22 protein-coding genes and 2 pseudogenes are annotated in these 21674 nt (G+C 74.6%); 12 read left to right on the forward strand and 12 right to left on the reverse strand.

Going from position 1 to position 21674, the window contains the following annotated elements; all coding sequences use genetic code 11:
* The first annotated feature begins 13 nt into the window (after window positions 1-13).
* Window positions 14-940 (forward strand): hypothetical protein, encoded by a 927-nt coding sequence (locus AB0L25_RS04580; RefSeq protein ID WP_500168589.1) that lies wholly within the window; start codon window positions 14-16, stop codon window positions 938-940.
* A gap of 316 nt (window positions 941-1256) precedes the next feature.
* Here the strand turns inward: AB0L25_RS04580 and AB0L25_RS04585 are convergent, their stop codons facing one another.
* Window positions 1257-1937 carry a winged helix-turn-helix domain-containing protein gene (locus AB0L25_RS04585; protein WP_500168591.1) on the reverse strand — a complete coding sequence of 227 codons (681 nt, stop codon included), beginning with the start codon at window positions 1935-1937 and terminating at the stop codon, window positions 1257-1259.
* Complete coding sequence (locus AB0L25_RS04590) at window positions 1934-3115, reverse strand: sensor histidine kinase (RefSeq protein ID WP_500168593.1); 1182 nt, start codon at window positions 3113-3115, stop codon at window positions 1934-1936. Before AB0L25_RS04590 ends, AB0L25_RS04585 begins: the two co-directional genes overlap by 4 nt.
* Window positions 3116-3295: 180 nt before the next feature.
* Between AB0L25_RS04590 and phoU the strand changes: the two genes are divergently transcribed.
* The 4 genes from phoU (at window position 3296) to AB0L25_RS04610 (ending at window position 8328) form a co-directional block, all read left to right on the forward strand.
* Window positions 3296-3958, forward strand: coding sequence for a phosphate signaling complex protein PhoU (gene phoU / locus AB0L25_RS04595; RefSeq protein ID WP_500168594.1), 663 nt, complete (start codon window positions 3296-3298; stop codon window positions 3956-3958).
* 114 nt (window positions 3959-4072) lie between these two features.
* On the forward strand, window positions 4073-6178 hold the full coding sequence (locus AB0L25_RS04600) for a serine/threonine-protein kinase (RefSeq protein ID WP_500168596.1): 2106 nt from the start codon (window positions 4073-4075) through the stop codon (window positions 6176-6178).
* On the forward strand, window positions 6165-7526 hold the full coding sequence (locus tag AB0L25_RS04605; protein ID WP_500168598.1) for a serine/threonine-protein kinase: 1362 nt from the start codon (window positions 6165-6167) through the stop codon (window positions 7524-7526). The genes AB0L25_RS04600 and AB0L25_RS04605 overlap by 14 nt, the downstream gene beginning before the upstream one ends.
* 19 nt (window positions 7527-7545) lie before the next feature.
* Window positions 7546-8328 carry an FHA domain-containing protein gene (locus AB0L25_RS04610; protein WP_500168600.1) on the forward strand — a complete coding sequence of 261 codons (783 nt, stop codon included), beginning with the start codon at window positions 7546-7548 and terminating at the stop codon, window positions 8326-8328.
* On the opposite strand, the gene AB0L25_RS04615 is transcribed toward AB0L25_RS04610, so the two are convergent.
* The 3 genes from AB0L25_RS04615 to AB0L25_RS04625 form a co-directional block, all read right to left on the reverse strand.
* On the reverse strand, window positions 8318-8632 hold the full coding sequence (locus AB0L25_RS04615) for a hypothetical protein (protein WP_500168602.1): 315 nt from the start codon (window positions 8630-8632) through the stop codon (window positions 8318-8320). The two genes, AB0L25_RS04610 and AB0L25_RS04615, sit on opposite strands and share 11 nt — an antisense overlap.
* A 76-nt stretch (window positions 8633-8708) precedes the next feature.
* Window positions 8709-9566: a phosphoglyceromutase gene (locus AB0L25_RS04620; RefSeq protein ID WP_500168604.1), complete on the reverse strand. Its 858-nt coding sequence runs from the start codon at window positions 9564-9566 to the stop codon at window positions 8709-8711.
* Between the two features lie 26 nt (window positions 9567-9592).
* Complete coding sequence (locus AB0L25_RS04625; protein ID WP_500168606.1) at window positions 9593-10084, reverse strand: type III secretion system chaperone family protein; 492 nt, start codon at window positions 10082-10084, stop codon at window positions 9593-9595.
* Window positions 10085-10279: 195 nt separating this feature from the next.
* Between AB0L25_RS04625 and AB0L25_RS04630 the strand changes: the two are divergent.
* Window positions 10280-10645 (forward strand): annotated as a pseudogene (locus AB0L25_RS04630) (RNA-guided endonuclease TnpB family protein); the annotation flags it as partial.
* 13 nt (window positions 10646-10658) lie between these two features.
* Here the strand turns inward: AB0L25_RS04630 and mshA are convergent.
* Window positions 10659-11966: a D-inositol-3-phosphate glycosyltransferase gene (gene mshA / locus AB0L25_RS04635; RefSeq protein WP_500168608.1), complete on the reverse strand. Its 1308-nt coding sequence runs from the start codon at window positions 11964-11966 to the stop codon at window positions 10659-10661.
* A 133-nt stretch (window positions 11967-12099) separates the two neighbouring features.
* Here mshA and AB0L25_RS04640 point away from each other — a divergent pair, with 133 nt between their 5' ends.
* Entirely contained in the window at window positions 12100-12861 is a 762-nt protein-coding gene (locus AB0L25_RS04640) for an SDR family NAD(P)-dependent oxidoreductase (protein ID WP_500168610.1), read from the forward strand.
* 13 nt (window positions 12862-12874) lie between these two features.
* Here AB0L25_RS04640 and AB0L25_RS04645 read toward each other — a convergent pair whose 3' ends face one another.
* Entirely contained in the window at window positions 12875-13702 is an 828-nt protein-coding gene (locus AB0L25_RS04645; RefSeq protein WP_500168612.1) for a class I SAM-dependent methyltransferase, read from the reverse strand.
* 98 nt (window positions 13703-13800) lie between these two features.
* On the opposite strand from AB0L25_RS04645, the gene AB0L25_RS04650 reads away from it, so the two are divergent.
* The 3 genes from AB0L25_RS04650 to AB0L25_RS04660 all read left to right on the forward strand — a co-directional run bounded on the left by AB0L25_RS04650 (window position 13801) and on the right by AB0L25_RS04660 (window position 16855).
* On the forward strand, window positions 13801-15471 hold the full coding sequence (locus AB0L25_RS04650; protein ID WP_500168614.1) for an AMP-binding protein: 1671 nt from the start codon (window positions 13801-13803) through the stop codon (window positions 15469-15471).
* A 7-nt stretch (window positions 15472-15478) separates the two neighbouring features.
* Window positions 15479-16270 (forward strand): TIGR03084 family metal-binding protein, encoded by a 792-nt coding sequence (locus AB0L25_RS04655; protein WP_500168616.1) that lies wholly within the window; start codon window positions 15479-15481, stop codon window positions 16268-16270.
* Between the two features lie 87 nt (window positions 16271-16357).
* Window positions 16358-16855 (forward strand): universal stress protein, encoded by a 498-nt coding sequence (locus tag AB0L25_RS04660; protein WP_500168618.1) that lies wholly within the window; start codon window positions 16358-16360, stop codon window positions 16853-16855.
* On the opposite strand, the gene AB0L25_RS04665 is transcribed toward AB0L25_RS04660, so the two are convergent.
* Window positions 16852-17364, reverse strand: a complete 513-nt coding sequence (locus AB0L25_RS04665; RefSeq protein ID WP_500168620.1) for an O-acetyl-ADP-ribose deacetylase — start codon at window positions 17362-17364, stop codon at window positions 16852-16854. The two genes, AB0L25_RS04660 and AB0L25_RS04665, sit on opposite strands and share 4 nt — an antisense overlap.
* Window positions 17365-17634: 270 nt before the next feature.
* Between AB0L25_RS04665 and AB0L25_RS04670 the strand changes: the two genes are divergently transcribed.
* On the forward strand, window positions 17635-18474 hold the full coding sequence (locus AB0L25_RS04670; protein WP_500168621.1) for an NAD-dependent epimerase/dehydratase family protein: 840 nt from the start codon (window positions 17635-17637) through the stop codon (window positions 18472-18474).
* Between the two features lie 68 nt (window positions 18475-18542).
* Here the strand turns inward: AB0L25_RS04670 and AB0L25_RS04675 are convergent, their stop codons facing one another.
* Together AB0L25_RS04675 and AB0L25_RS04680 are read right to left on the reverse strand one after the other, a co-directional pair.
* Window positions 18543-18728 (reverse strand): hypothetical protein, encoded by a 186-nt coding sequence (locus tag AB0L25_RS04675; RefSeq protein WP_500168904.1) that lies wholly within the window; start codon window positions 18726-18728, stop codon window positions 18543-18545.
* A 137-nt stretch (window positions 18729-18865) separates the two neighbouring features.
* Window positions 18866-19306: pseudogene (locus AB0L25_RS04680) on the reverse strand (dioxygenase family protein); the annotation flags it as partial.
* A 92-nt stretch (window positions 19307-19398) separates the two neighbouring features.
* Between AB0L25_RS04680 and AB0L25_RS04685 the strand changes: the two are divergent.
* Window positions 19399-19887 carry a MarR family winged helix-turn-helix transcriptional regulator gene (locus AB0L25_RS04685; RefSeq protein ID WP_500168623.1) on the forward strand — a complete coding sequence of 163 codons (489 nt, stop codon included), beginning with the start codon at window positions 19399-19401 and terminating at the stop codon, window positions 19885-19887.
* A 28-nt stretch (window positions 19888-19915) separates the two neighbouring features.
* Here AB0L25_RS04685 and AB0L25_RS04690 read toward each other — a convergent pair whose 3' ends face one another.
* Window positions 19916-21019, reverse strand: a complete 1104-nt coding sequence (locus AB0L25_RS04690) for a winged helix DNA-binding domain-containing protein (RefSeq protein ID WP_500168625.1) — start codon at window positions 21017-21019, stop codon at window positions 19916-19918.
* Complete coding sequence (locus AB0L25_RS04695; protein ID WP_500168627.1) at window positions 21009-21647, reverse strand: TetR/AcrR family transcriptional regulator; 639 nt, start codon at window positions 21645-21647, stop codon at window positions 21009-21011. Before AB0L25_RS04695 ends, AB0L25_RS04690 begins: the two co-directional genes overlap by 11 nt.
* Window positions 21648-21674: the final 27 nt, after the last annotated feature.

A 21674-nucleotide genomic window follows, 5' to 3' on the forward strand; every position in this document is an offset into this window, starting at 1 on the left:
GGAGACCGACGCCGTGATCCGTAACAGCCGTCGAGTGGTCACGCTCGCCGTCGCGGGCGCCGTCGCCATCGCGCCGGTGATCTCCGGCTGCGGCGCCGGCATGACCCCGCAGAGCGCCATGCCCACGCGCCTCAGCGAGGGAATCAACGCCCAGCTGCCCGCCGACGGAGCCGCGCTGGTCTCCCTCCGCAACATGTTCCTTCTCGGCCCCGAGCCGGGCGCGCCCGTGCCCACCGGCACGCCGCTCGCGCTGTACGGCGTCCTGATCAACCAGGTCGAGGGCAAGGGCGACACGCTCGTCTCGGTCAGCTCCCCGATGTTCTCGGGCGCGCGCATCGAGGGCGGCTCGCTGGCCCTGCCGCCCGCGCAGCCGGACGGCGAGGGCGGCGTGACGAAGCTGCTCGGCCAGGGCGCCCCCACGCCGGGCCCGACCACGCAGCAGCCCGGCGGCCCCGGGGACGCCTCGGAGACGCCCACGCCCGCCGTCACCGGCCCCGGCTCGACCGCCTCGCCGACCGGGTCGCCGACGCAGGAGAACACGGCCGAGCCGCCGCAGACGCCGCCTCCGACGGGCGCGACGCGCCCGCTGGTGGTGCTGGAGGGCCTGAAGCAGCAGCTGATCGCCGGCACGCCGGTGCCGGTCCGCCTGCAGTTCAAGAACGCGGGCGCGATCGAGCTGCAGGTCCCGCTCGTCCCGCACCAGCAGGACTACGCGACGTACCCGCTGGCCGGCCCGCCGCAGGGATCGCCGCAGCCCGGCACGGCGTCCCCGCGCCCGAACACCGGGCAGTCCCCGAACACCGGGCAGACCCCGGGCGGGGAGCAGTCTCCGGGCGGCGAGCAGACCCCGACCGGCGAGCCGACGCCCGGCGGCGGTGAGCAGTCCCCCGGCGGCACGGAGACCCCGGCCACCGGCGAGGGCGCCGCAGGCGGCCACTGACCGACGCACGCACCGGCGGCCGGGCACCCCACACGGGGCGCCCGGCCGCCGCGCTTTCCAGGCCCGGCCGACGCGCTTTCCCGGCCCGGCCGCCCCCGCGACGAGCACGCCTAGCGGTCAGCACAATTACGCGATCCGCACGGCCACGCAGCTCGCTCGCGTACGCGACCGGCACGGCCACGCGGCGGCACAGCCGCGAACGGCAGGGGGCGGACGTGCGGAGGCCCGGACGGCGAGTCGCTCGCCGTCCGGGCCTCATCGCGTTCGTCCGCGGTCCCTCGTGCCGGTCGCGACCGGCACGAGGGGGTGCCGCCGATCAGGGCTCGAACTTGTAGCCCAGGCCCCGCACGGTGACGATGTAGCGGGGCGTGGAGGGCGTCTCCTCGATCTTGGCGCGGAGCCGCTTGATGTGGACGTCCAGGGTCTTGGTGTCGCCGACGTAGTCCGCGCCCCACACCCGGTCGATGAGCTGCATGCGGGTGAGCACGCGGCCCGCGTTGCGGAGCAGGACCTCCAGCAGCTCGAACTCCTTCAGCGGGAGCTGGACGGGCTCGCCGCCGACGCTGACGACGTGCCGTTCGACGTCCATCCGGACGGGCCCGGCCTCGAGCGTCGCGGGGACGGGCTCGGGGTCCTCGCCCTGGCGGCGCAGGACGGCGCGCATGCGGGCGATGAGCTCGCGCGGGGAGTACGGCTTGGTGACGTAGTCGTCGGCGCCGAGCTCGAGCCCGACGACCTTGTCGACCTCGCTGTCCTTGGCGGTCAGCATGATCACCGGGACGTTGGACTTCGTGCGCAGCTCCCGGCAGACCTCGGTGCCGGGCAGCCCGGGGAGCATCAGGTCGAGCAGCACGAGGTCGGCACCGTTGCGCTCGAAGATGTCCAGCGCGTCCGGGCCGGTGGCGGCGACGGCCACCTCGAAGCCCTCCTTGCGCAGGTTGTACGCCAATGCGTCGCTGTACGACTCCTCGTCTTCAACGACGAGAACGCGGGTCACGGTGTTGCCTCCCGGGCGGTTTTCAGGGCGGCGGGGACGGGCGGGTCGAGCAGCGGGAGCCGGATCGTGAACGTCGACCCGGATCCCTCCTTGCTCCACACCGTAACGTCCCCGCCGTGCTTGCTGGTGACGTGCTTGACGATGGCCAGACCGAGGCCCGTACCGCCGGTCTGGCGGGAGCGGGCCGGGTCCACCCGGTAGAACCGCTCGAAGATCCGCTCCACTTCGGCCTCGGGGATCCCGATGCCCTGGTCGGTCACGTTGATCTCGACGAACCGGTCGTCGCAGCGTCGGGTCGACACGACGACGCGGGTGCGTTCGGGGCTGTAGGCGACGGCGTTGTCGACGAGGTTCCGCAGCGCGGTGGTGAGCAGTTCGGCGTCGCCGCGGACCCGGAGTCCCCCGGTGCCGCCGGTGGCGAGCTCGATGTCCTTGCTGGACGCCTTGATCTGGCAGCGGTCGAGGGCCTCCGCGGTGACGTCGTCCAGCGGGACGGGTTCGAGGTCGGGCAGCGGTTCGTCGCCCTGCACCCGGGAGAGGGTCATGAGGTCCTGCACCAGGTTGTTCAGCCGGACGGACTCGATCTGCATCCGGCCGGCGAACCGGCGCACGGCCTCGGGGTCGTCGGCGGCGCCCTCGACGGTCTCGGCGAGCAGCGACAGCGCCCCGACGGGCGTCTTCAGCTCGTGGCTGACGTTGGCGACGAAGTCGCGGCGGATCGCCTCGGTGCGGCGCATGTCGGTGAGGTCCTCGGCGAGGACCAGCACCAGGCCGTGCGACCCGAGCGGCGCGACGCGCACCGCGAACCAGCGGCCCTCGGCGCGGGCGCGGATACGGGACGGGACGACCTGGATCTCGGTCTCCCGGATCTCGCCGTCGCGGCGGACCAGCCGGGCCATGGCGAGCAGCTCGTCGACGACGAGCCGGTCACCGCTGACCAGGCCGAACGCCCGGGCCGCCGAACTGGCCCGCAGCACCCGGTCCTCGGCGTCCACGACGACGGCCGACGACCGCAGCACGCTCAGCACGGACGCGATGCCCGGGGGCAGGCCGCTCATGGGCGTCACCGGGGTCGCCGTCCGCTGGGCTCGCTCGCTCACGCGCACCGCCAATCCCGTCGCGAGCCCGATCGCGAGCCCGGCAAGCCCGACCAGGCTCGCGACAATCTCGACCTCCACACCACGGATGGTAAGCGGGCATCGAACCCAAGTAGTCCCAACGTGCAGGTCAACGGGGTGTCGTTCCCCGAAAGTTCACCTTCTTATACGGATGCATTCACGCTGGTCCGGCATGCTATGGCGTGGGTGAGTGCGCCCACTCCCCCAGCCCCTCCGACGATTTCTCCCTGAGGATCCGAATTGCGCGACGCCTACCACGAGGAGCTCGACGCCCTCAGCGACAAGCTGGTCGAGATGACCCGGCTCGTCCGCTCCGCGATGGCCCGCGCGGTGACCGCTCTCCTGGACGCCGATCTGCGGCTGTCGGAGGAGGTCATCAGCGCCGACGACCAGGTCAACAAGATCGACGCCGAGATCGAGCAGACGGTGTTCGACCTGATGGCCCGGCAGCAGCCGGTCGCCGGCGACCTGCGCACCCTCATCACCACGCTGCGGATGAGCGGCGATCTCGAGCGGATGGGCGACCTGGCCGTCCACATCGCCAAGACCGCCCGCCGCCGCCACCCGGAACCGGCCGTCCCGCCGGAGCTGCAGGCGACCGTCCTGGAGATGGGGCAGATCGCCGAACGCATGATCGCCAAGGCGGGCAGCGTGATCGCCTCCCAGGACGTCGAGATGGGCCTCGAACTCGACGCCGACGACGACCAGATGGACCGCCTGCACCGGCGCCTGTTCGACAAGCTGCTCTCCCCGAAGTGGAAGCACGGCGTCGAACCGGCCGTCGACATCACCCTCGCGGGCCGGTACTTCGAGCGCTTCGCCGACCACGCCGTCCACGTCGCCGAGAACGTCGTGTACCTGGTCACGGGCCAGCGCCCCGAGGAGATCAACGAGGTCTCCTGACCCCCGCACCCATACCTGGCCCGGTGACGGCCTCCGGGAAAGCCCGCGCGGGCGGTCCCGGGGGCCGTTAGCCTTTCGGGGCCGTCATCGACGTCTCACGGAGGGTCGGCCCCGGTGGAGCCGCTGCAGCCGGACGATCCGCGCCGGATCGGCCCGTACCGGGTCGTGGCGCGGCTCGGCGCGGGCGGCATGGGCGTCGTCTACCTCGGACGGTCGCGCAGCGGGCGCCCGGTGGCGGTCAAGGTCGTGCACCGCCGGTTCGTCGGCGAGGACCGGTACCGGGCCCGGTTCCGGCGCGAGGTCGACGCGGCCCGCGCGGTCGCGGGGGCCTTCACCGCGCCGGTGCTGGACGCCGACCCGGACGCCGCCACGCCCTGGCTCGCGACCGCCTACCTGCCGGGCCCGTCGCTGCGGGAGGCGGTCGCGGGGTTCGGGCCGCTGCCGCCGGACGCGCTGCGGGCGCTGGCCGTCGGGCTCGCCGAGGCCCTCGACGCGATCCACCGCGGCGGTCTCGTCCACCGCGACCTGAAGCCGGGCAACGTGCTGCTGACCTCGGGCGGCCCCCGGGTGATCGATTTCGGGATCGCGCGGCCGGACGGCGCCACCGCGATCACCCGTGCCGGCGCGCCGATCGGGACGGCCGGGTACATGGGCCCCGAGCAGGTGCGGGGGGAGCGGGTCGGGCCGCCCGGCGACGTGTTCGCGCTGGGCGCGACGCTCGCGTACGCGGCGACGCGCGTCGAGCCGTTCGGGACGGGGACGGCGCGGGCCCGGCACCTGCGGGTGCTGACCGGCGAGGCGGATCTGGGCGCGGTCGCCGACCCGGGGCTGCGCGACCTGCTCGCCGCGTGCCTGCGGGCCGAGCCGTCGGCGCGTCCGTCCGCGGCGGAACTGCTGGACGCGCTCGGACGGCCGGGCCCGGACGAGCCGTCGCTGCAGGGCGTCGGGTGGCTGCCCGCGCCGGTGGCGGCGGAGGTGGAGCGCCGCGCCGCCGAGGTCGTCCCGGCGGCCGGCGCGGAGCCCGCGGCGCCGGGGCCGTGGCGTCCGGGCCGGCGGACGGTCGTCGCGGGGCTCGGCGCGGGGGTGCTGGCGCTCGCCGCGGCGGCGACCCTGCCGCTGCCGGACGACGCGGCCGACGGCGGCGCGGCGTCCGGCGCGGGCGGACCGGACGCGGCGGATCCGCCGCCGGAGGGCGTCCGGCTGTGGGAGCAGTCGTACGAGGGCGACGACGAGATCGCACTGCACGGCGCGGGCGGCGTGCTGCTCGTGCAGGTCGGGAAGGAGGTCCGGGCGCTGGATCCGCGCACCGGCGGCGTCCGGTGGGAGCGGGAGGCCGCCGGGGTCACGGCGGCGGGTGCGGACGTGCTCCTGGTGGAGGACGACGGCAGGCGGCTCCGGGCGGTCCGGGCCGCGTCCGGCGACACCCGCTGGACGTACGGCTTCGGGTCCGACTTCGACTTCCACGAGAGCGCGACGCATCTGGCGGCGGCCCCGGACGTCGTCTGCTTCGGCGTCTCCCCGAGGAGGGCGGACCGGCGGGAGCGGATCGGCGCCCTGAACCGGAAGGACGGGCGCCGGGGCTGGACGTCCGACCTGATCGCCCCGCCGAATCCGGACGGCGTCTCCGCCGGGGCGGGGCTCGTCGTGGTCGGGTCGAACACCGAACTGGTCGCGCTGGACCCGGCGTCCGGGCGGATCCGGTGGCGGCACCCGATGGACCACGGCGCCTACCTGCGCTTCGACCGGGAGCGGGTCTTCGCCTCCGACCGGCTCGGGACGCTGCACGCGCTGCGGGCCGCCGACGGGGGCCTCGCCTGGAAGCGGCAGGCGATGACCGCCTTCTCGAGCGCGGCCGGTGGCGGGAAGGTGTTCGTGGAGGGCGAGGACGGCGAGGTCGTCGCCCTCGACGCGGCCACCGGGCGGCGCGCCTGGTCGCGGCGGGTCGCGCGGGCGGCGAACGACCCGCGGTCGCAGGCGACGGCGCTGGCGCTCGACGGCGGGATCTTGTACGCAGCGTGCAGCGACGGCACACTGTACGCATTGGACGCGGCCGACGGCCGCATCCGCTGGACCCACAGGGCGGAGGCGGCCCCGGAGCGGGCCGCGCGGTTCGGCGTCCCGGTGGGCGTCGCCGGAGTCGTGTGCGTCGCGACCTCGGACCGGCGCGTCCGGGCGCTCGCCCCGCCGGACTCACGCGGAGGATCACGTGCAGGCTCTTGAGCCCGGCGACCCGCGCTCGGTCGAGACCTCGGGACGCGCCTACCGGCTCGTCGCGCGGCTCGGCTCGGGCGGCATGGGGACCGTCTACCTGGGCCGTTCCGCCGCCGGACGGACGGTCGCGATCAAGATCATGCATCCGGAGTTCGCCGCCGACGCGCGGTTCCGGGAGCGGTTCCGGCGCGAGGTCGAGCTGTCCGGGACGGTCGCGGGCGGGTTCACCGCGCCGGTCGTCGACGCCGATCCGGACGCCCGTCCGCCCTGGCTGGCGACGGAGTTCCTGCCCTCGGTGCCGCTGCGGGACGCCGTCCGGGCGGGCGGGGCGCTGCCGCCCGAGGTCGTCCGGCGGCTGGCGGCGGGGGTCGCGGAGGCGCTGGTCGAGATCCACGGCGCCGGGATCGTCCACCGCGACCTCACGCCCGCGAACGTGCTGCTGGCGGCGGACGGCCCGCGCGTGATCGACTTCGGCATCGCCCGGGCGCTGGACGCCGCGACGATCACGGACTCGGGGACGCCGCTCGGCGCGCCCGGGTTCATGTCGCCCGAGCAGGCCGCCGGGGAGCCGATCGGCCCGCCGAGCGACGTGTTCACGTTCGGCGCGACGCTGATGTTCGCGGCGACCGGCCGGGAGCCGTTCGGCGCGGGCACGTGGCACGAGCAGCTGCTGCGGCTCCGGTCGGAGCGGCCGCGGCTCGACCGGGTCCCCGACGAGGGGCTGCGGGCGCTGATCGCCGACTGCATGGAGCGGGAGCCGTCCCGCCGCCCGACCGCCGCGCGGGTCGCCGAGCGGCTCGCGGACGGGACGTCGCCGGGCACGGCGTCCGGTGCGGCGGCCTGGCCGCCCGGGATCGCGGCCGAGATCGAGCGGCGCCGGGCGGCGGCGGAGAACCCGCCGGTGCCGGGCGGCGGGCGCGGCCGTCCGGCGCGGGCCGGTGTCGCGGTCGCCGCCGTGCTGGCCGTGGCCGCGGTGGTCTCCGCGGCCGTCTGGTTCCAGGGGCGCGACTCCGGGACGGAGGCGGCCGCCGCGCCCGCCCCGCCGTCCACGGCCGTCCCGGCGACGAGCGCGTCCCCGACCCCGGTCGGCGAGATCCGGTTCCTGGTCAGCGGCGACGGCGAGGTCGAGTCGCTGACGTACTCGGTGAACGGCAACTCCAGGACGGTGGAGAACGTCGAACTGCCATGGGAGGTGGCGGTGCCGATCCCGGCGTCGGTCCCGAGGACGGTGTGGGAGCTGGACGTGACGAACGGCGGGGGCGGAGTGATCCGCTACAAGGTCGACGCGAACGGGCGGCTCGTCACGCAGGGGGCCACGGCCGGGCAGGGCACGGGCCACGCCGAAGGCAGCATCTGATGAACGGGAGGACGGCACCATGACGCTGGCGGCGTTCACGCCCAAGGTCGACTTCTTGCCCGCGGACGGCCCCGGCCTCGCGTACGGGATCCCGCCGGCGGCCCCGGGCACCCTGTTCGTCCGCGGCCCGAACGGCGGGATGCGCGTCGCGCCGGACGCCGGTTTCACGGTGGTCTTCGGGCGGTGCGAGCCGGAGGTGCACGTCTGCGTCGGCGCGAACGACCAGCACGTCAGCCGTCGGCACGGGCTGATCCGCCACGACGGCACGCGCTGGATGCTCTACAACACCGGCAAGCGCGCCATCCGCTTCCCCGACCGGCTGGTGCTCGGCGGGCACGAGGCCGAACTCCCGACGGCGTACACGCCGCTGTTCGTCATCGGCCCGGAGCAGGAGCACCTGCTGGAGACGCGCATCGCCGCGCGCCCCCGCTTCGAGGCCCCGGACCAGCACGAGCTCGGCACCGCCGACCCGGACGGCTCGCTCCTGCAGGACGACGACGAGCGGCTCGTCCTCGCGTGCCTGGCCCGCCGCTACCTCGCGCAGGAACCGAACCCGGCGCCGCTCACGTGGGCGCAGGTCAACGAGGAGCTGAACCTCGCCCGTCCGGGCGCGGGGTGGAACGTCAAGCGGGCCCAGCGCGTCGTCGAGCGGGTGCGGTTCCGGCTCAGCAAGGACATCCCGGGGCTCCGCGAGGAGGAGATCCCGCCGCCGATCGGCAACGCGCTCAACCACAACCTGATCGTCGCGCTGCTCGTCCGGGCCGCGCTCGTCCAGACGGACCTGCTCCAGCTCAAGGAGTGAGCACGCGGCCGCCCGCCCCGGCCGCATCGGCGGCGGCGAGGGCGGGCGGGTGCGGCAGGACGCGGCGCTCGTCGACGCCGCCGCCCGCGAGTCCATGACCAAGGACGACCACCGGCAGGGCGCGGTGTGGGTGACCGACGAGGAGTTCGCCGCGCTGGTCGAGGAGATCGAGGCGGGCCGTCGCCCGCCGCACGCGCACCGCGCCCGGCAACGGCCGGACCCGCCACCTGCTCAGCCTGGTCTTCGTCCCCGACAAGACCGGAACAGCGGACGGCGCGGGCTGAGCGATCGCGAAGGCGGCCACGTCCGGTCCGGGGGCGAAAGGAAACGCCCGCGCCGTTCGGCGCGGGCGGTTCGCGGGGTCGTGCGAGTCCGGGGCCTTACTTGCGGCGGCCGCGGCGGGGCTTGTCCTTGGCGTCCTTGCCGGACGGCTTCGCGTCCTTCGCCTTCGCGGGGGCCGGGGCCTTCGGGGCGTCCTTGCCGGCGGCGGGCTTCGCGGCGCCCTGGTTCTTGACGGCCTCGATGGCGGCCTTCGCGGCGGCCGGGTCGAGGTACTCGCCGCCGCGCTTGAGCGGGGCGAAGTCGTCGTCGAGCTCGTAGACGAGCGGGATCCCGGTCGGGATGTTGAGGCCGACGATGTCCTCGTCGGAGACGTCGTCGAGGTGCTTGACGAGGGCGCGCAGGGAGTTGCCGTGCGCGGCGACCAGGACGGTCTTCCCGGCGGCGAGGTCGGGGACGATCGCGTCGTACCAGTACGGCAGCATGCGGTCGATGACGTCGGCGAGGCACTCGCTGCGCGGGATCAGCTCGGACGGCAGTTCGGCGTAGCGGAGGTCGTTGACCTGCGACAGCGGGTCGTCGTCCTTGATCGGCGGTGGCGGGGTGTCGTAGGAGCGGCGCCAGGTCATGAACTTCTCTTCGCCGTACTGCTCCCGCGTCTGGGCCTTGTTCTTTCCCTGCAGGGCGCCGTAGTGGCGCTCGTTGAGCCGCCAGGAGCGGCGGACGGGGATCCACAGCAGGTCGGCCACGTCGAGCGCGATGTTGGCGGTGCGGATGGCGCGCTTGAGCAGCGACGTGTGCACGACGTCGGGGGTGATGTCCGCGTCGAGGAGGAGGTCGCCGCCGCGGGTGGCCTCGCTCTCGCCCTTCGCCGACAGGTCCACGTCCACCCAGCCGGTGAACAGGCCTTCGGCGTTCCAGACGCTTTCACCGTGCCGGAGCAATACCAGGGTCGCCATGGTGCAGAGCTTATCGAGCCGCCGGGTCAGTCACGATTCGCCGGGTCCGCGAACGACGCGAACGCCTGGAGGTTGGCGAGGCTCTCGCCGCGCTTGACGCGCCAGTCCCATTCGCGCTGGATGGACGTCTTGAACCCGCGTTCGAGGGCCTTGTCGAAGTTCTCGTCCGAGTAGGTGAGGACGCAGCCGAGGAGCCGGTCGATCTCGTCGGGGGTGATCGACGCGAGCGGCAGCCGCCCGACGAGGTGGACGTCGCCGACGTCGTCGAGCGCGAAGCCGACGCCGTACATGCGGCCGTTCTTCTCGAGGAGGAACCGGTAGAACTCGGCGTGGTTCTCGTCGGGGCGGCGGCAGAAGAACGCCTCGACGTGCAGGCTGTGGTCCCCGACGATGAGCCAGGTCATGGTGGCGAGCTTGCGCTTGCCGGGCAGCTTGACGAAGAAGGCGTCCGCGCGCGGCTCGTCGAACTCGAGCTCGGCGTCGCGCAGGGTCTGCCGGATGGTCTCGACGGGGTTCATCAGGGCCTTCCTTCGTGGATACCCCGGCCTTCAGGCCGGGGAGGAATCGAAGCTCCTGCGGAGCAGGGCAGGAAAAGCCGGTTCGCCGCCAGGGCGGACCGGCGTGCAAGTGGCGCGACGGAGCACTCACGCTCGCGAAGATGGCCGAGCCCCTGGACATCCGCTGGTCCCGTGCCCTCCCTGAGGGCGCGGAGCAACGGCCGCCTCGCGCGCGCCATCTCGGACGCGGCGTGGACGGATCTCCGCACGATGCTGGAGTACAAGTGCGCCTGGTACGGGCGCGAACTCGTCGTGATCGACCGCTGGTTCCCCAGCTCCAAGCTGTGCGGTGCCTGCGGCACGGTCGCGGCGAAGATGCCGCTGAACGTCCGCGAGTGGACGTGCGACTGCGGCGCGGTGCACGACCGCGACGTGAACGCGGCACGCAACATTCTGGCCGCCGGGCCGGCGGCGACTGCCTGTGGAGACGGTGTGAGACCTCAACGGGAGTCCTCCCGGACGGGGCAGTCGTCGGTGAAGCAGGAAACCCAGCGGGCGACCGCTGGAATCCCCCGCCTTTAGGCGGGGGAAGAAGTCAAGCGGTCACCTGAGGGACGAGTGCGGGCGGACGGGACATGGCACCGGTATACACGTCCAGGAGGGCGTCGACGGTGGCGTCCCAGCCGAAGGCGCGGGCGTGTCGGACGGCGCCGCGGGCGAGGCGGGCGTGCGCGGCGGGGTCCTCGAGGCGGCGGAGGACGGCCGCGTAGTCGGCGGGGTCGTGTCCGGAGATCAGCACGCCGGACTCGCCGTCGGCGACGGCGGTGCACAGGCCGCCGACGCGGGACGCGACGACGGGCGTGCCGCACGCCTGGGACTCGACGGCGACGAGGCCGAACGACTCGGAGTGCGAGGGGACGACCGTGACGTCGGCCGCGCGGTACCAGTCGGCCAGCTCCGCCTGGGGGGCCGGGGGCTCGAACCGGACGACGTCGGAGATGCCGAGTTCGGCGGCGAGCGACTGCAGGCCCTCGGGACGGCAGCGGGCGGATCCGGAGGGGCCGCCGACGACGGCGACGACGAGCCGGGACCGCAGCGACGGGTCGTCGGCGAGCATCCGGGCGGCGGCGCGCAGCAGGACGTCGGGGGCCTTGAGCGGCTGGATGCGGCCGACGAACAGCAGGACGTAGGCGTCGCGGGGCAGGCCGAGGCGGCGGCGGGCGGGGCCGCCGCGCCGGGCGGGCGAGCCGGCCGGGCCGGGCGGGAGCGGCTCGGGGCGGAACAGGTCGAGGTCGGCGCCGGGACGGACGGTCGCGACGCGCGCGGGGTCGGCGCCGTAGAGGTCGATGAGCTCGCGCGCCTCCTTGCCGGTGTTGGCGACGAGCTGGTCGGCGGACGCGACGACCTGTTCCTCGCCGAGGACGCGCGCGTCCGGTTCGGGCTTGTCGCCGTCGGCGAGGGCGGCGTTCTTGACCTTGGCCATCGTGTGCATGGAGTGCACGAGCGGGACGCCCCAGCGGCGCTTGGCGGCGTCCCCGGCCTGGCCGGACAGCCAGTAGTGGGTGTGCAGGAGGTCGTAGTGGCCGGGGTCGTGGGCGGCCTCGACGCGCAGGACGCCGGAGGTGAAGCCGCACAGGTGCCGGGCGAGGTCGGTCTTGTCGAGCTCCTCGAAGGGGCCGGCGACGACGTGCCGGACGAGGACGCCGGGCGCGAGTTCGGCGACGGGCGGCAGGGCCCGGGACGTGGCGCGGGTGAAGATGTCGACCTCGACGCCGCGTTCGGCGAGCCGCTTGGCGGTCTCGACGATGTAGACGTTCATACCGCCGGCGTCACCGGTCCCCGGTTGGTCCAGAGGGGACGTATGAAGACTTACCGTCGCAACCCGGCTGATACGACGCGGCACCGGACACCACCTCCGGTAGTGCAACCTATCCACCGCGCCCGGTGTTCCCCGAAGATGGTCTCCAATTGCGACATTCTCCGACAGTGATCGACCTCACCGGCGTCCGCTCCCGGCCGCCTGAGAGGCTGGACGCATGCGGAAAACGGCGGTAGTGACCGGAGCGAGCAGCGGCATCGGGGCCGCCACGGCCAGGCGGCTGGCGGCGGAGGGGTTCAACGTCGTCCTGGCGGCGCGGCGCCGCGACCGGCTCGACGAGCTGGCGAAGGACATCGCCGCGACCGTGCCGGGCGCGGCCAAGATCGTCCCGATCACGCTCGATGTCACGTCGCAGGAGTCGGTGGACGCGCTCGCCGCGGCGGTCGGCGGCTGCCACGTGCTCGTGAACAACGCGGGCGGCGCGGTCGGGCTCGACAGCGTGGCCGACGCGGACGTCGACGACTGGCGCACGATGTACGAGACGAACGTGCTGGGGCTCGTCCGGGTCACCAAGGCGCTGCTCCCGAAGCTGATCGAGAGCGGCGAGGGGCACGTCGTGAACATCACGTCGCTGGCGGGGCACGTCGCGTACGAGGGCGGCGCGGGCTACAACGCGGCGAAGTTCGGCGCGTACGCGGTGAACGAGGTCATGCGGCTGGAGCTGGTCGCGGAGCCCGTGCGGGTCACGGAGGTCGCGCCGGGCCTGGTGAAGACCGAGGAGTTCTCGCTGGTCCGGTTCAAGGGCGACGCGGAGAAGGCCGAGAAGCCGTACGAGGGCGTGCCGGAGCCGCTGGTGGCCGAGGACGTCGCCGACTGCGTCGCCTGGGCGGTGACGCGGCCCCCGCACGTGAACATCGACCGGATCGACGTGCAGCCGCGCGTCCAGGCCGCGCCGTACAAGCTGCACCGCGAGAAGTAGCCGCACCGCGAGGCTAGCGGGGCGCGACGGCCGTCCAGGGGAGGGTGACCTCGCCGAGGCGCCAGCGGCGGCGGCCCCCGTAGGGCGGTGCGGTCAGCACGGGGTGCGTGCCCGCGAGCAGCCGCACCGCCTCGATCCAGCGGGCGCGGGGCCCGAACGCCGAGTGCGGCGCGGCGGTCGCCCAGGCCCGGTCGAACGCGGCGAGCAGCGCGTGGACGGGCTCGCCGGGGACGTTCCGGTGGATGAGCGTCTTCGGGAGCCGTTCGGCGAGCGACGACGGGCGGTCGAGGGTCGGCAGGTGCGCGGCGAACGTGATGGTGCGGGGCCCGTCGCGGTCGAGGGCGACCCAGACGGCGCGGCGCCCGGTCTCCGAGCAGGTGCCCTCGACGAGGACGCCGCGGGGCGCGAGCCGGTCGCGCAGGTCGTCCCAGGCGCGCCACGCGGCGGGCTCGTCGTACTGGCGCAGGACGTTGGCGGCGCGGACGAGGACGGGCGGGCGGGGCACCGGGAGTTCGAAGCCGCCGCGCCGGAACGTCAGGCCCTCGTGGGGGCCGGTGGCGGCGAGGAAGTCGAGCCCGGCGGCGACCCGGTCGGGTTCGATCTCGATGCCGACGACGTCCAGGCGGGGCGCGACGGCGCGGAGCCGGGTGTAGAGCTCGAACGTGGTGACGGGCGACGCGCCGTAGCCGAGGTCGACGGCGAGCGGCCGGACGGCCGTGCCGTCGTACTGGCGGAGGGCGGGCCGCTGGGTGGCGGCGATCCACCGGTCGATGCGGCGGAGCCGGTTGGGCGCGGTGGTGCCGCGGGTCACCTCCCCCTGCGGCTTCTGCGGTCGGGCCATCGGGACATCGTCTCGCGACCACCCTGCCGAATGAGATTCGGTAAGCATTGGGTTACGGTGATCCCGGGTGCCCACGACCATCCCCCGGAGGACCGCCGATGCCCCAGTCCGCGGACGCGCGGCTTGACGCGCCGCAGCTCGATCTGGCGACCCTGCACGAGGCCGTCGCGGCCGCGATCCCCGACCGCGAGTGCCTCGTCTGGCGCGACCGCCGGATGACCTGGCGCGAGGTCACCGACCGGACGCGGCGGCTCGCGAACGTCCTGCGCGCGCACGGCCTCGGCCGCCGGGACGGGACGCACGAGCCGTGGGAGTCGCCGCACGACCATCTCGCGCTGTACCTGCACAACGGCCCCGAGTACCTGGAGGGCCTGGTCGGCGCGCACAAGGCCCGCGTCGCGCCGTTCAACGTCAACTACCGGTACGTGGACGACGAGCTGGCGCAGCTGTTCGGCGACGCGCGCCCCCGCGCGATCCTGTACCACGCGCGGTTCGCGGGGCAGGTCGAGCGGGTGGTGAAGCGGCTGGACGCGGCGCCGCTGCTGCTCCAGGTCGCGGACGACTCGGGCACGCCGCTCGCGCCGGGCGCGCTCGACTACGAGGACGCGCTCGCCGCCGCGTCCGCCGAGCCGCCCGCCGGCGTCCGTCCGTCGGCGGACGACCTGCAGATCCTCTACACGGGCGGCACGACGGGCATGCCGAAGGGCGTGCTGTGGCGGATCGGCGACCTGATGCACGGCCCGTTCCAGGTGCGCCGCCGGGACGGGTCGCCGCTCACCGACGTCGGCGAGGCGGTGGCGCGGGCCGTCCGGGGCGAGCACCGGGTGCTGGTCGCGCCGCCGATGATGCACGGCGGCGGGACCTGGTCGGCGCTCGGCGGCTGGTGCGGCGGCGCGTGCGTGGTCTTCCCGCACCGGGTGGACGGGCTGGACGCCGACGACCTGATGGACGTCGTCGAGCGGGAGCGCGCCACCCGGATGCCGATCGTCGGGGACGCGTTCGCGCGGCCGATCGTCGAGGCGCTGGAGCGCCGCCCGCGCGACCTGTCGTCGCTGCGGACGCTGCTGAACTCGGCGGCCGGGATCAGCCCGGGCGTCAAGCGGCGGCTGCTGGAGCTGGTCCCGGGGGCGCGGCTGGTGGACGTCCTCGGCTCGTCCGAGAGCGGCTTCTCGGTGACCCGGCAGGGCGCCGACTCCCGGTTCGCGCTGCAGGCCGGCGCGGCCGTGCTCAGCGCCGACCGGACGCGCCGCCTCGCGCCCGGCGAGGACGAGCTGGGCTGGCTCGCCAAGGGCGGCGGCTCGATCCCGCTCGGCTACCTGAACGCCCCCGAGAAGACCGCCGCGACGTTCCTGACCGTGGACGGCGACCGGCTCGTCGTCCCGGGCGACCGGGCGCGGCTGCTGGCGGACGGGACGGTCGAGGTGCACGGCCGCGACGCCACCACGATCAACACCGGCGGCGAGAAGGTGTTCGCGGAGGAGGTCGAGACGGTGCTGCGGGGTTTGCCGGGCGTCACGGACGCGCTGGTGCTGGGCCGGCCGAGCGAGCGGTGGGGCAGCGAGATCGTCGCGGTGCTCGGCCCGGCGGACGCCCCGGACGACGCGGCGCTGCGGGACGGCTGCGCCGCGCACCTCGCCCGCTACAAGATCCCGAAGGCGTTCGTGCGCACCGGGCGGACGCTACGGCTGCCGAACGGCAAGGCCGACTACGCGACGGCGCGGAAGCTGGTGGAGACGTCCCTCGACGGGCCGGGCGAGACCGGGCGATAGTGGCGGGATGCCGGATGTGAACGCGCTGCTCGCCGACCTGACCGCCGAGAACGACTCCCTGGACGCGCTCGTCGCGCCCCTGCCCGCCGGGCGGTGGGCCGACCCGACGCCCGCCGCGGGCTGGACGATCGCCCACCAGATCGCGCACCTGGCGTGGACGGACGACCAGGCGATCGTCGCCGCGGCCGACCCGGGCGCGTTCCCCGCGCTGCTGGAGCGGGCGGCGGCCGACGGGCCCGCGTTCGTCGAGGAGGGCGCCGCCGCGGGCGCCGCCGAGGACCCGGCGGCGCTGCTCGCCCGCTGGCGGGACGGCCGCCGCCGGATGCGCGCGGCGCTCGCCGCGGTCCCGCCGGGCACGAAGCTGCCGTGGTTCGGGCCGCCGATGAGCGCGGCGTCCATGGCGACGGCCCGGCTGATGGAGACGTGGGCGCACGGCGAGGACGTCGCGGCGGCGCTCGGCGTCCGCCGGGAGCCGACGCACCGGCTCCGGCACGTCGCGCACATCGGCGTCCGGGCGCGCGACTTCGCGTTCGGCAACCGCGGCCTGACCCCGCCCGCCGAGGAGTTCCGGGTAGAGCTGACCGGACCGTCCGGCGAGGTGTGGACGTGGGGACCGGAGGGGGCGCGGCAGTCCGTCGCGGGCCCGGCGCTGGACTTCTGCCTGCTGGTGACCCGGCGGCGGCACCGCGACGACCTCGCCGTGACGGCGGACGGGCCGGACGCGGACCGCTGGCTCGGCATCGCGCAGGCGTTCGCGGGCGAGCCCGGCGCGGACCCGAAGCCGGACGGGGGCGTCTGAGCCCGCGCATGAACGGCGCGGCTGAGAGTCTCACCACTTCCGCCGCCGCGGGCGTTCGGAACCGTCTCCCGCGGATACGTGGAGGACATGACCGTTCTCATCGCCTTCGACGGTTCCGACGACTCCCGCGCCGCCGTCGAGTACGCCGCGCGGCACCTCCGGCCCGAACCGACCGTGATCCTCTCGGTCTGGGAGCCGCTGCTCGCGCAGATCTCCTGGGCGCCGATCGCCGCCGCCGCGCCGATCGTCATGCAGACCGGCGGCGGCCGCGACCGGTTCGAGGAGGAGAAGCAGGCCGAGCTGCTCGCGCTCAAGGGCGCCGAGTTCGCCGCCGCCGCGGGCCTCACCGACGTGACGCCGCGCGCCGAGCGCAGCGGCGGCCCGACCTGGGCGGCGATCGTGGACGTCGCCGAGGAGCTGGACGCGTCCCTCGTCGTCACCGGGTCGCGGGGGCTGTCGGGGGCCCGGTCGGTCCTGCTCGGCAGCACCTCGACGCGCGTCCTGCACCACGTGCACCGGCCCGTCCTCATCGTGCCGCCCGCGAAGACCGCGGATGCGCGGGGCTCCGGCGACGCGAAGGGCTAGGACGCGGCGAGCGCGCGGGCGAACGCCGTGTACGCGTCCGGGGTGAACAGGACGAACCGGGCGTCGGTGACCTGCGTGGGCGTGGTCCGCACGGTGCCGACCGCGATGCGCGCGGCGTCGTCCATCGGCCAGCCGTAGACGCCCGCCGACACCGCGGGGAACGCGACGGACGCGGCCCCCAGCTCGTCGGCGACCCGCAGCGACTCGCGGTAGCAGGAGGCGAGCCGGCCGCTGCGGTCCTCGGTGGCGGAGTACACGGGCCCGACCGTGTGGATCACCCAGCGGGCGGGCAGCCGCCCCGCGGTGGTCGCGACGGCCTGCCCGGTGGGGAGCCCGCCGCCGTAGTGGGAGGCGCGCAGCTTGCGGCACTCGTCCAGGATCTCCGGGCCGCCCCGGCGGTGGATCGCCCCGTCGACGCCGCCCCCGCCGAGCAGGGACGAGTTCGCCGCGTTCACCACCGCGTCGACGCGCTCCTCGGTGATGTCGCCCAGGACCAGAGTGATCTCCATGCTCGCCGCGCCCTCCGCTCTGAGAATCCCGCCGGAACAGATGAATTCTCCCCCGCCCGGTGCGCGAAACGCGCCGGAGCGCCCGGCGGCGGTACCCTCGGTGGCGGACGGGCAACGGGGGCGGAACCGCCCGTCCATCCCCGCATCCGGCCCCGCGTTCGGGCGAGGCCGGCGCGTCCACCGCCGGAGGTGGGCGTGACCTGGGAAGAGAGTCTGCCTATCCTGCCGTGAGACGACCCGCGATGGCGTGAAGCCGTGGAGGTTACCCCCTTGAAGATTCTCCTCGCCGGAGCGACCGGAGTCATCGGCCGCCGGCTGATCCCGCTGCTCGTCCAGGCGGGCCACGAGGTCGCAGGGACGACGCGCCACTCGGAGCGCACCGGGTCGATCGCCGGCCTGGGCGCCGCGCCGGTCGTGATGGACGCGCTGGACGCCGGCTCGGTGCGCGACGCGGTGGCGTCGACGCGTCCGGACGTGGTGATGCACCAGCTCACGGACCTGTCCGCCGAGAACTTCGAGGCGAACTCGCACCTGCGGATCGAGGGCACCCGCAACCTGGTGGACGCCGCGCTCGACGCGGGCGTGCGGACGATGATCGCGCAGAGCATCGCCTGGCTGTACGTGCCGGGCGACGAGCCCGCCGTCGAGAGCGACGAGCTGAACGCGAAGCTGCCGCCCTACTCCGGCATCGCCGCGCTGGAGAAGGCCGTCGGCGAGATGCCGCACGGCGTCGTGCTGCGGTACGGGGCGCTGTACGGGCCCGGCACCTGGTACGCGCCGGACGGCGCGATCGCCGCGCGGGTGAAGGCCGGGAACATGCGGCCGAACCCGGCGTGGACGTCGTTCGTGCACGCCGACGACGCCGCCGCGGCGGCGCTCGCCGCGCTCGACTGGCCCGCCGGGGCGGTCAACATCGTCGACGACGAGCCCGCGACGTTCAACGACTGGCTGCCGGTCTACGCCGCCGCGCTCGGCGCCCCGACGCCGCGCGGTGCGCGGCACGCCGCCGCGACCGGCCGTCCGGTGTCCAACGCGAAGGCGCGCAAGCTCGGCTGGAAGCCGCGGGTGGCGTCCTGGCGGACCGGGTTCGCGGAGATGGGCGGCAGCTGATCCCCCCGTTCCCGTTCATTCCGGACGGAACGTGACAATTCACGGCACGACGGCGCGGCGGCGCGGTCTCAGCCGAACTGGAACGAGCGCTTCGCGAGGCCGAACCAGTAGCCGTCGATGACCGACCGGCGCGCCGCGCCGGCGCCGTCCGCGTCCGCGCCGAGCGCCACGAACAGCGGCGCGAAGTGCTCGGTGCGCGGGTGCGCCACGCGCGCCGCCGGGGCCTTGGTGCGGAAGTCCAGCAGCGCGTCCACGTCGCCGCTCGCGACGGCCGCGTCCGTCCAGGCGTCGAACTCGGCCGACCAGGCGGGCGGCGCGGCGTCGGCGGCCGGGCGATCTCCCGCAGGTTGTGCGTGGTGAAGCCGCTGCCGACGATCAGGACGCCCTGGTCGCGCAGCGGCGCGAGCGTGCGGCCGACGTCGAACAGCCGCGCGGGGTCGAGCGTCGGCAGCGACATCTGCACCACCGGGACGTCCGCGTCCGGGTACATCTCCACGAGCGGGACGTACGCGCCGTGGTCGAGGCCGCGCCCGTCGTCCTGGCGCGTTCCGGGCAGGAGGGCGCGGACGTTCGCGGCGAGTTCGGGGGCCGGGGGCGCGTCGTAGCGGACGCGGTAGTACCGCTCGGGGAATCCCCAGAAGTCGTACACGAGCGGGACGGGGCGCGTCGCGCTCAGCGTCGCGGGCGCCTCCTCCCAGTGCGCCGACACCATCAGGACGGCCCGCGGCTTCGGCAGCCCGGCGGACCAGCGGGCGAGTTCGTCCGTCCAGACGGGGTCGTCGGCGAGCGGCGGAGCGCCGTGGCTGAGGTACAGAACGGGCATCCGGGTCATGATGTCCTCCAGTGCGACGGTAGTTCAAATCTAAACGAAAAAGATTGAACTCTCAAGTCTTGAGGATTCAACAACTCGCCTAGACTGGGGGCATGGCAGACCCCCGGTGGCTCGACGACGACGAGCAGGAGACCTGGCGCGCGTTCCTGTGGACGTCGCGGCTGCTCAACGAGGCCCTGGACCGCCAGCTCCAGCGCGACTCGGGGATGCCGCACGCCTACTACATGATCCTCGCGATGCTCTCGGAGTCCCCCGGGCGCGCGCGCACGATGTCCGAGCTCGCCGAGATCGTCCACTCGTCCCCGAGCCGCCTCTCGCACGCCGTCAACCGGCTCGAGGCGGCCGGCTGGGTGCGCCGCACCAAGCACCCCACCGACCGCCGCACCACGATCGCCGAACTGACCGACGCGGGCTTCGACGTGCTCGCCGAGGCCGCGCCCGGCCACGTCGCCGAGGTCCGGCGGCACCTGTTCGACCCGCTGACCCGCGACGAGATGCTCCGGTTCCGCGAGTCGCTGCGCGCGCTGCTCGGTTCGCTCGACCCGCGGCACGAGGCGCCCTGCGCCCGCGGCGACGGCTGACCGACGGCGCCCGACCCCGGTTCACGGATCAGTCGACGAACTCGACCGCGCGCGCCTTCGCGTCCGGATGGACCGCCGCGAGCAGCCGCAGACCCTCCTCCTCCAGCGCCGCCCGCTCCGGCCCCGGAACCGGGGCGAACGGGTCGATCCGCAGCGTTGCCTCCCCCCGCCGCTTCTCCGCCTTCCACATGCCGTGCACGAACCCGTCCACGAGGAACGTCGCCCGGATGATCCCGTTCACCGTGAAGATCCGCTTGCGATCCTCCTCGGAGACGATCCGGGCCCGGTCGGCGTGCGCGAGGGTCAGGTTGTCGAACTCCGGGACGAACCGGACGGGCGCGGGCTCGTCCGGCCCCGGCCGCGGGGCCTCCGGCAGGTCGTAGAGGACCCGCCCCCGCTCGTCCCGGAACCGGACGAGCTTCGGCTCGAGCCGCTCCACGACCTCGCGGAGCCCCTGGAGGCCCGACCAGTGCTGGACGTCCTGCACGCTCGCCGGCCCGAACGCCCCCAGGTACCGCAGGACCAGCTCGTCGAGCGACGGTTCCACGGCCGGGCCCTCGCCGAGCCACGCGTCGAGCGTGGTGTGCCGGGCCGTCCCCGCCTTCCCCCACAGGCCGCGCGGCGGCACCTGCACCAGCGGCAGCACGCACCGGACGCCCCGGACGAGCAGCGCCGGGTCGTGCTCCGGCCACCGTCCGGCCAGCAGGCCCCGCAGCTCCGCGTCCGAGCGCGGCTCCTCCTCGAGCAGCGCCCGCGCGGCGTCCACGACCGCCCGCAGGTCGACGCCGTCCAGCTCCCGGCCCGTCGGCCCGTCCAGCACCCGGTCCCAGATGACCTGGGTCAGCGGGCGCAGGACGCGCGCGTCCCGGGCGCTGACCAGGTGCAGGGTGCCGCGCATGACGACGATCCGCAGCGCCCGCCGCTCGGTCAGCAGCCGCGACGCCGCGCCGAAGTCGAACCCCTCCAGGCGGCTCCACAGCCCGATGTACGGCGGGTTCGGCGCCTGCGCCTGCATCCCGACGAGCCGCTCGATCGCCTCCAGCGGCCCCACCGGCTCCCGCCGCAGCAGCATCTGGCGGGCGAGCAGCGCCCGGTTCAGCTCCCGCTTCCCGAGCACCCGCTCAGTCGTCATAGCGTCCCCGCAGCTCCTGCCAGCCGGGAGGGGGACCGGGCAGTTCCTCGGCGCCCGTCAGGTGCAGGCCGTCCAGCATGAGGGCGAGGTAGCGGTGCTGGAGCCGGTTCATCCGGGCGTCGTCGCCGATCCGGATGGTGTGCAGGTGCTCGAGCAGGACCGACACGTCGCCGACCGCGATCTCGGGCCGCAGCGCACCGGCCCGCTTCGTCCGCTCCAGGAGCCGCTCGGTGGCCTCGTGCAGGGCCCGTCCCTTCCGGCTCATCTCCTCGGTGACCTCGAAGCTCCCGGCGAGCCGCATCGTCAGCGAGCCGGCGCCGATGTCCAGGCAGCGGCGCATGAACGCGGCGAACGCCTCCCACGGGTCGCCGTCGTCGGCGAGGGCCCGCTCGACCTCGGCGAGGTACCGGTCCATGCCCTCGTCGGCGAGGTGCTGGAGCAGCGCCTCCTTGCTCCGGTACCGGCGGTACAGGGCGCTGATCCCCACCCCGGCGTGCTCGGCCACCGCGGAGATCGGCGCGCCCGGGTCCGCGGTGAACACCGCGCGCGCCGCCTCCCGGATCAGTTCGTCGTTGCGCGCCGCCTGCGCTTTGCGCCCGCTCATGGGCGCCGCTGCCGTGCTCTCCATGCCGCCATCGTACGGGAACGAACGATT

The sequence above is a fragment of the Spirillospora sp. NPDC052242 genome, assembly GCF_040679555.1.
Lineage (GTDB): Bacteria > Actinomycetota > Actinomycetes > Streptosporangiales > Streptosporangiaceae > Spirillospora.

What these genes read in the sequence shown, in the direction of transcription:
- AB0L25_RS04640 (WP_500168610.1), top strand. Translation starts at nt 12,100, where the DNA reads ATGCGGAAAACGGCGGTAGTGACCGGAGCGAGCAGCGGCATCGGGGCC.
- AB0L25_RS04665 (WP_500168620.1), bottom strand. Translation starts at nt 17,364, where the DNA reads ATGGAGATCACTCTGGTCCTGGGCGACATCACCGAGGAGCGCGTCGAC.
- AB0L25_RS04660 (WP_500168618.1), top strand. Translation starts at nt 16,358, where the DNA reads ATGACCGTTCTCATCGCCTTCGACGGTTCCGACGACTCCCGCGCCGCC.
- AB0L25_RS04655 (WP_500168616.1), top strand. Translation starts at nt 15,479, where the DNA reads ATGCCGGATGTGAACGCGCTGCTCGCCGACCTGACCGCCGAGAACGAC.
- AB0L25_RS04620 (WP_500168604.1), bottom strand. Translation starts at nt 9,566, where the DNA reads ATGGCGACCCTGGTATTGCTCCGGCACGGTGAAAGCGTCTGGAACGCC.
- AB0L25_RS04695 (WP_500168627.1), bottom strand. Translation starts at nt 21,647, where the DNA reads ATGGAGAGCACGGCAGCGGCGCCCATGAGCGGGCGCAAAGCGCAGGCG.
- AB0L25_RS04650 (WP_500168614.1), top strand. Translation starts at nt 13,801, where the DNA reads ATGCCCCAGTCCGCGGACGCGCGGCTTGACGCGCCGCAGCTCGATCTG.
- AB0L25_RS04625 (WP_500168606.1), bottom strand. Translation starts at nt 10,084, where the DNA reads ATGAACCCCGTCGAGACCATCCGGCAGACCCTGCGCGACGCCGAGCTC.
- AB0L25_RS04685 (WP_500168623.1), top strand. Translation starts at nt 19,399, where the DNA reads ATGGCAGACCCCCGGTGGCTCGACGACGACGAGCAGGAGACCTGGCGC.
- AB0L25_RS04645 (WP_500168612.1), bottom strand. Translation starts at nt 13,702, where the DNA reads ATGGCCCGACCGCAGAAGCCGCAGGGGGAGGTGACCCGCGGCACCACC.
- AB0L25_RS04610 (WP_500168600.1), top strand. Translation starts at nt 7,546, where the DNA reads ATGACGCTGGCGGCGTTCACGCCCAAGGTCGACTTCTTGCCCGCGGAC.
- AB0L25_RS04690 (WP_500168625.1), bottom strand. Translation starts at nt 21,019, where the DNA reads ATGACGACTGAGCGGGTGCTCGGGAAGCGGGAGCTGAACCGGGCGCTG.